The sequence below is a fragment of the Microcoleus sp. B4-C2 genome, assembly GCF_036705265.1.
GTDB lineage: Bacteria > Cyanobacteriota > Cyanobacteriia > Cyanobacteriales > Microcoleaceae > Microcoleus.
The window spans coordinates 23,573-30,398 of record NZ_JAUBUB010000079.1 but is presented as its reverse complement, the minus strand read 5'-3'; the positions used below and the strand labels follow the sequence as shown (position 1 = coordinate 30,398).

6 protein-coding genes are annotated in these 6,826 nt (G+C 46.5%); 5 read left to right on the top strand and 1 reads right to left on the bottom strand.

Features of this window, described 5'->3' with window-relative positions; translation table 11 throughout:
- Nucleotides 1-247 precede the first annotated feature (247 nt).
- Nucleotides 248-1,081 (bottom strand): prohibitin family protein, encoded by an 834-nt coding sequence (locus QUB20_RS20955; RefSeq protein WP_333241570.1) that lies wholly within the window; start codon nt 1,079-1,081, stop codon nt 248-250.
- A 625-nt stretch (nt 1,082-1,706) separates the two neighbouring features.
- Between QUB20_RS20955 and nfi the strand changes: the two genes are divergently transcribed.
- From nfi to QUB20_RS20930, 5 genes are all read left to right on the top strand, one after another.
- Nucleotides 1,707-2,354 (top strand): deoxyribonuclease V, encoded by a 648-nt coding sequence (gene nfi / locus QUB20_RS20950; RefSeq protein ID WP_333241568.1) that lies wholly within the window; start codon nt 1,707-1,709, stop codon nt 2,352-2,354.
- Between the two features lie 457 nt (nt 2,355-2,811).
- The gene (locus QUB20_RS20945; protein ID WP_006631632.1) at nt 2,812-3,042 is read left to right on the top strand and encodes a KGG domain-containing protein; all 231 of its coding nucleotides are present in this window, start codon (nt 2,812-2,814) and stop codon (nt 3,040-3,042) included.
- An 861-nt stretch (nt 3,043-3,903) separates the two neighbouring features.
- Nucleotides 3,904-4,434 carry an FHA domain-containing protein gene (locus QUB20_RS20940; RefSeq protein ID WP_333249151.1) on the top strand — a complete coding sequence of 177 codons (531 nt, stop codon included), beginning with the start codon at nt 3,904-3,906 and terminating at the stop codon, nt 4,432-4,434.
- 46 nt (nt 4,435-4,480) lie between these two features.
- Entirely contained in the window at nt 4,481-4,666 is a 186-nt protein-coding gene (locus QUB20_RS20935; protein WP_333291621.1) for a hypothetical protein, read from the top strand.
- A 2-nt stretch (nt 4,667-4,668) separates the two neighbouring features.
- Nucleotides 4,669-6,672 carry an FHA domain-containing protein gene (locus QUB20_RS20930; RefSeq protein WP_333249154.1) on the top strand — a complete coding sequence of 668 codons (2,004 nt, stop codon included), beginning with the start codon at nt 4,669-4,671 and terminating at the stop codon, nt 6,670-6,672.
- Nucleotides 6,673-6,826: the final 154 nt, after the last annotated feature.

The following is a 6,826-nucleotide window of genomic DNA, read 5'->3' as shown; positions in this document are numbered from 1 at the left end:
CAAAACGGACGGGCGGGACGCCCATCCCACAATAACAATTAAAATTGTAAGTTATTTAATTCGCGATCCTAAGCGGGATTTCACGTTAGTTGTTAGTTGTATTTTATACGCTTGCTGTTCGGCATTTAAAAAAGCACATCTTCACTTCCGCAGTGAAAAACCCTCTATTCTTCCCCCCCTCAGACTCTCTCCCCCTCTCCCCTTCTCCCCTTCTCCCCGCCCCCTGGCAATCATGATCCGCAGCAGCTTATTTAGCAGGAGTTGCGGCTTGAGAAGTCGGCGGCGCAATATTAATTAATGGCAAAGTTCCGCCTCCTCCCATTACTGTCGGAAACTGGCCGTTCCATTTTTCAATTGCTTGCTGCTGCAAAATTTCGGCTGTTAATGTTTGCCGCTGCAAGCGTTGAGCTTCGGCTTTACCTTTAGCGCGGTTAATTTCAGCTTGAGCATCTTGGGTGGCTTTTTGAACAGTAAATTCTGCTTGTTTAGCTTCTTGTTCGGCTATTTGTTTGGATTCGATGGCTTTGCTAAATTCGGGAGAAAAGCCAAAATTTATTAACGAAACATCTCTGACGATGACGCCGTAAGGTTCCAAACGCTTTTTGAGGCTGTTGTCGATTTCTGTTTTGAGTTCGGTGCGCTTAGTGATAATTTCTTCTGCGGTTTTTTTAGAAGTTGCTGCTTTGAGAACTTCCGAAATTGCCGGACTCAGAATGCTGGTAACAATTTGTTCTTCGTCTCCTATTTGTTGGTAAATTTGATTTACTTTTGCTGGGTCAACATTCCAGTTAACTGCCAAATCTGTCGTAATGCTTTGCAAATCTTTGGATGCTGCATCTGCTTTCAAATCTGTTTTTTGTACCCTCACGCTGAGAGTTTTTACAGAGGTGACGATCGGGAAAATCGGGTGAATGCCTTCATCTAAAATCGCGTCTTGAACTTTCCCGAAGCGCATCATAACGCCCCGTTCCCCTGGGCCGACGAGGGCAAAAGGTCTTAAAATTAAGGCTGCGATGATGAAGACGATGCCACCGACGATGTAGAGAGCTAGGTTGTACTGAACACTTTGCATGGTTTTCATAGGTTAATTCCGCTATGTTGTGTTACTTGATGTTAGTTTTCTCTTCGATATTATCTAAGATTATAACTTCAGGTTAATGGTGCAACAACTCATAAATTCAGTGATTTTTTTTCATAAAAGTCATATAGTTGTGAGGTTTTGGGAACCTCTTAGCTCGATGAGTGGGTATGAACAATCCCACTTGTAGCTGGGTGAGATTATTGATGAATAAATGTTTCAATCATCTTGACAAAGAGGATTTTTTTAGATAAAGCAGAAGTAAATAGATAGCTCGATCGCTCTTTGACAAGCGATAAAAGGGCGATCGCAAAGAGAAAGCTTTCTAGAAAGCTAAAAAATCAGAATTCAACTGCTAATTTGTGGGTAAATTTTAATGGTAAATGGCAGGTGCGTCCCGCTAAAACCTTTGCGGGTTGCTGCAAGCCAGGAAAGATAGAATTTCCATCTGCGACGTACAGACTCTATTTGTAGAATTGGCATCGGCCCGCCTTGCTCAACCCTCCTGAGTAGAAAAAAGACTGCTTGGGCAAGTTGGGAATTTATAGCTACAAACGATAAAAATCCGAGTTTAAAAATGCCCGAAAATAAGTTAAGCTTAGATGAGAACGGTTGAAAAAAAATCAAAATGTTGCAGCGACACCCTTGGCCGCAGACAATTGAAGAGGCGATCGCCATTCAAGAACAGCTTCGGTCAGAGGTAATTACCCAAAATCAACTGGACACAGTTCGGTACGTCGCCGGTGTAGATGTCGGCTACGACATTACAGACGATGTATCGCGGGCCGCTGTAACAGTTCTGAGCTTTCCCGACTTGCAATTGCAGCAGCAAGCTGTGGTTCGCAGTCCTACAACTTTTCCTTATATTCCGGGTTTCCTGTCTTTTCGAGAAGTGCCGGCAGTTCTCGAAGCTTTGGAAAATATCAGTTTGAGGCCAGACTTGATATTGTGCGACGGTCAAGGACTAGCCCATCCCCGCCGATTCGGTCTTGCCTGCCATTTGGGGGTTTTGACAGGGATTCCCACGATCGGAGTTGCCAAAAATCGATTTATTGGAGAACATTCAGAAGTCGGACTCGATCGGGGCAGTTGGCAACCCTTGCTGCTAGAGGGCTCAACGGTAGGAGCCGCGCTGAGGACGCAAACAGGCGTAAAACCGATGTATGTTTCCATAGGTCATAAGGTAAACTTGATAAGTGCGATCGAGTACGTCCTGCGCTGCGCCCCAAAATATCGCTTACCAGAAACCACTCGATCGGCAGACCAACTAACATAGGGATAACTGGCAAGCGCGGAATGCCCAAAAAAAAAGTAAAAAGACCAAAAAAGCATCCGTCTTTGGACTTTTAATTTTTGAGGAGGCGCGGTTAAGTCGAAAAATCCTCTGAGTCTACTGCCAATCAGCTTTCGGTTCCATCCTTCCAGCGAACTAAAGAATGACTATACCTGAGAAAGAGGTATAAAAGTTGGGGGGTTTATAGAATGATTGAAAGACAGTAACCAGCTTAAAAAATTGGCGGCTCTAACTATAGTGCCCGGGCGTGAACTATTTTTAGTTCACATTTGTAAGTTATGAAATATTCATTCTGCGAGTTAAACCAAAAGCTTAGATTCGTCTGATGAGGTTTCATAATTTACCGTCGGATATCTCACCACTGGCTGGGAGTAACCATGACAGTGGGAGGCGAAGGCGCGATCGAGCTAAAAAATCAGAAAAACACAAGGAGACAGTCATGGCTGAGAAAAGCAAACGCGGATTCGCTTCTATGGATGCAGAAAAACAGCGCGCAATTGCTAGCAAAGGCGGAAAAGCTGCACACGAGAAAGGAACTGCACACGAATTCACCCCTGAAGAAGCCAGACAAGCTGGCCAAAAAGGCGGCGAAGCTGTCAGCAGAAATCGCGAACACATGGCTCAAATTGGTCGCGAAGGCGGTCGCAAAAGCCGCAAAAGCGAAGCTTAAGTCTCTTAAGGCTTGCCCTGTAATGAAAGATTGCACAGTTGCAGCGTGAGACATAGCACTAGGACAGTAAACGTTTGAGGAGGGGGGGCGATCGAAGTTACCAAGGTAGTTCGATCGTCCAACCTCCAAAATTCGTGACTAGCGCACCACAGCCTCGCAAAGGTGAAAACCCCACAGGAATTACTTTTTAGCAATCGCTGGCAAATCTTGAACAGCAATTTTTTAACCAATCAGAATACCCCATGCCCCAAGTGAGGTGTAACTCACATCTTGCACAATTCTCAAGAACAGGCAAGATGCCTGTTCCACAAAGAGTAGATTTTCTTGTGGAACAGGCATCTTGCCTGTTAATAAAAGCTTATTGAGAATGGTGCAACATCTCAGGTGTAACTGTCACGGAAATAATTTTTTCTATTCCACGATTAAAATCGGCGGCTTTAAACCCCGATTCTCCATCGTATCGCACACAATCCATTCTGGATTCTGGCTGTTGAATTCTGAATTCTTCTTCGGTAAGCGCGATTCAGTCTCTCAAAAAAAGCCAATACGAGCACTAAAAGCCCCGAAGTCAGGGCTTTTTTGTATAGCTGCACATAATATTTTTAGAAGTGCGATCTAGTCGGCGTCATTCGATTTTAGATTTTAGATTTTAGATTTTGGATTGACCCCACGGATTAATTCGGGGGCTTGAGGATTTTAGATTTTAGATTTTGGATTGACTCCACGGATAAATCACGTGGCGGGTACCACCTTTGAAATTCTTGGTCAATAATTATAATTAAGTTTTTTGGTGAGGAAGTCCCTCCTCAAAATAAATCAGCTAATATTTTTTTATATTTTTGAGCAGCAAACTATACAATCATGACAAACCAGCTCACTTTAGCATGGACAGAAGCTGGGGTGCGCCAAACTCAGACAATTGAAAACGGACAGCCGAGCAAAAATCCCGGAACCGTGAGGCTAGGGCGCGATCCGGCGAAGTGCGATATAGTATTTTCGCATCCCAGCGTATCGGGTCTGCACGTTGAAATATTTTTTAATCATGAATTGCAGGAGTATGCAGTGCGGAATTTGCGCGAAAGCAATCCGCCCCTGGTAGATGGAAAAATTCTCGCCCAAGGCGAAGCAAAATTGAACTTGGGAAGCCACATCCATTTAGGCCAAGTGCAAATTGAGGTGGTGAATGTCACGGAGGTGCAGGTAGCCGCGCCGCAGACAGTTTTGCTGTCTGGGCCTCCCGCACCTGGTAACTTTCAGCCGACGGGGCCTTCACAATATGGTTTGCAGTGTCCCAAATGCAGCCGAATTTCGCCTTACGCACAGTTGAATGCGGGGTGTCCGTGGTGCGGTACTTCTTTGGCGGCGGCGGCAAGTGTAATGCTGTCTCCGTGAAAGTTGGAAAAACTCAGATGTTGCACCATTCTCAAGAACGGGCAAGATGCCCGTTCCACAAAGAGTGAATTTTCTTGTGGAACAGGCCGGAAAGCCTCTTCATAAAAGGCTAATTGACAATGGTGCAACATATGAGAAAAAGGGAAAATGGGGCTATCCGCTAAACACTCTCAAATTCACAAATCTTTTTTTGCAGAAAGCTCAAAGCCGACGGCTGATGTTTAAAAAATAATCATGAATTCTCAACCCTTGCGCCTGCGACTGACTTGGACAGATACAGCTACGGGGGATTGTAGCTCCCCCATACTCGACTTACCCATCGCTTTGGGACGAATTTTTGAAGCGATGCCCGCCACTATCAACGGGAAACGAGTTTCTCGAATTGCCCTCAGCAGCAGTCAAGTTTCTCGCTTTCACGCAGTGATTGGCACCGAAGGTAACAGTATTTTACTTACTGACACGGGTAGCCGCAACGGTAGTTTTGTTAACGGCATTCGTCAAACCCGCTGCGTGCTGGCAAACGGGGATATGCTGCAAGTTGGGCCCTACGCGATCGGCATTTCTTTTGCTGTTAATTCCCCAGAAACGCCGTCTGTCAATTCTCACATTTTCTTTAACCCGCAGACCAATGGGCCAGACCCGGCATTGGGCCAGCATATAATGTTGCACCTTCCTCAAACAGCTAATAGGGAAGAATTTCCGCCGATCGCATTTTTGCACGCTTCTCAAGTGTCAATGCGATCGCTCCAATCTATGGGACTTCCTGTGACAGAAGTTGATTGGGCAGCAGTTGGTGGCGGTTTGGGCAGCTTTATTTGGGTGGATTTGCTGAGAATTTGCGGCGTGAAAATCGACCGAATTGCAGTTTTGGGCATGGAAAGCCAGCCCTACGCCCGCTACCTGCGTCTCTGCCTGAATTCTCAAATTCCGCTGCGGGAACGCCTACGATCGAATTCTGACTCTTGTCCAGACAACATTTGGGGGTGGCCTCCCTATGCTTTGCGGGAAGCTTGGCAGGAATTGCTCAAAGGGCGTTTGGGAGTATCACTGATGTTGATGTGGCAGGTGTTTGCTGAACCGACTTTTGCCGAAACTTATACGCCTCGCGCGGGGAATGTGTTTGATTCTATTGACAGGGAAGTCGATCGAATTGGGTGGAATCAGATGTTTCGCTACGGTAGAGTGCGGGGAATTCGCAAAACAGATGACGGCAGGTACGCGATCGCTTATTCTCGATCGGATGCGGATCACCGCGACCACGCTTTTTTAATCGCGAAATACGTACACTTAGCCACCGGCTATCCCGCCATTCAATTTCTGCCCGACTTGCAAGCTTACCGCGAACAAACCCAGGATTTTGAGTCGGTTGTCAACGCTTACGAAAAGCACGACGGCGTTTACGAAAAATTGGAGGCCAGCGGCGGCAGCGTGTTAATTAGAGGCCGGGGAATTGTGGCTTCGCGGGTGGTGCAGCGAATTTACGAAGCGCGACAGCGGAACAGTAATATTCAAGTATTGCATTTGATGCGATCGCCCAAACCTCAAGGTAACAAATTTAAACTCGCTGAGCGCAGGGTCGAAAATCACTACGAATTTCAACCTTTCAACTGGCCGAAAGCTTGCTGGGGCGGGGAACTCCGCGTACTTTTGGAAAAAGCCGCCCCTGAATTGCGCCCGCAGTTGCTCACAGACTGGGGCGGAACTACCACAGCCCAGCGCAGCGACTGGCGGCGGATTGTCAAAGAAGGTTTAAGTCAAGGATGGTATCAAATTACCTTCGGGGAAGTCGAGCGAGTCGAGCGCGACAGTCAAAACCGCACGGTGACGTACATTCAGGAGAAGGAACTCAAGGGACAAATTAAGTTAGAAGCTGATTTTATTATTGATGCTACGGGTTTGGACGCTAAGGTAAAAACCAGTCCTCTGTTAAACGATTTGGTAGCTCAATATAATCTTCCCCTCAACGGTTTGGGCCGGCTGAGTGTTAACAACGATTTTGAAGTGCCCGAATTGCGGAATTCTTCTGCTAGCAACACAGAAGGCCGGGTATACGCAGCCGGCGCGATTACTTTGGGGGGGCCTTACGCGCCGGTAGACAGTTTTTTGGGCTTGCAATACGCCGCCTTGCGATCGGTTGAAAGTCTGGCAGCCCACCGAGTTGCTGGTGTGCGGAAATTGAGCGTTTGGCGATCGTTTGTGCAGTGGTTGAAATGGATTTTTAATAAATCTCCCGACTAACTTGAAGGACGAAGTTCGGCAACAAGCAATGTACAGGATTTAATGGATTTAACGGAGATATTGCACTATTTCAATAGGTTTTTTACGGGCGGGCAGGATGCCCAACCCCCTACTCCCCACAATAAAACTCATTCTTTGTGGAACAGGCATCTTG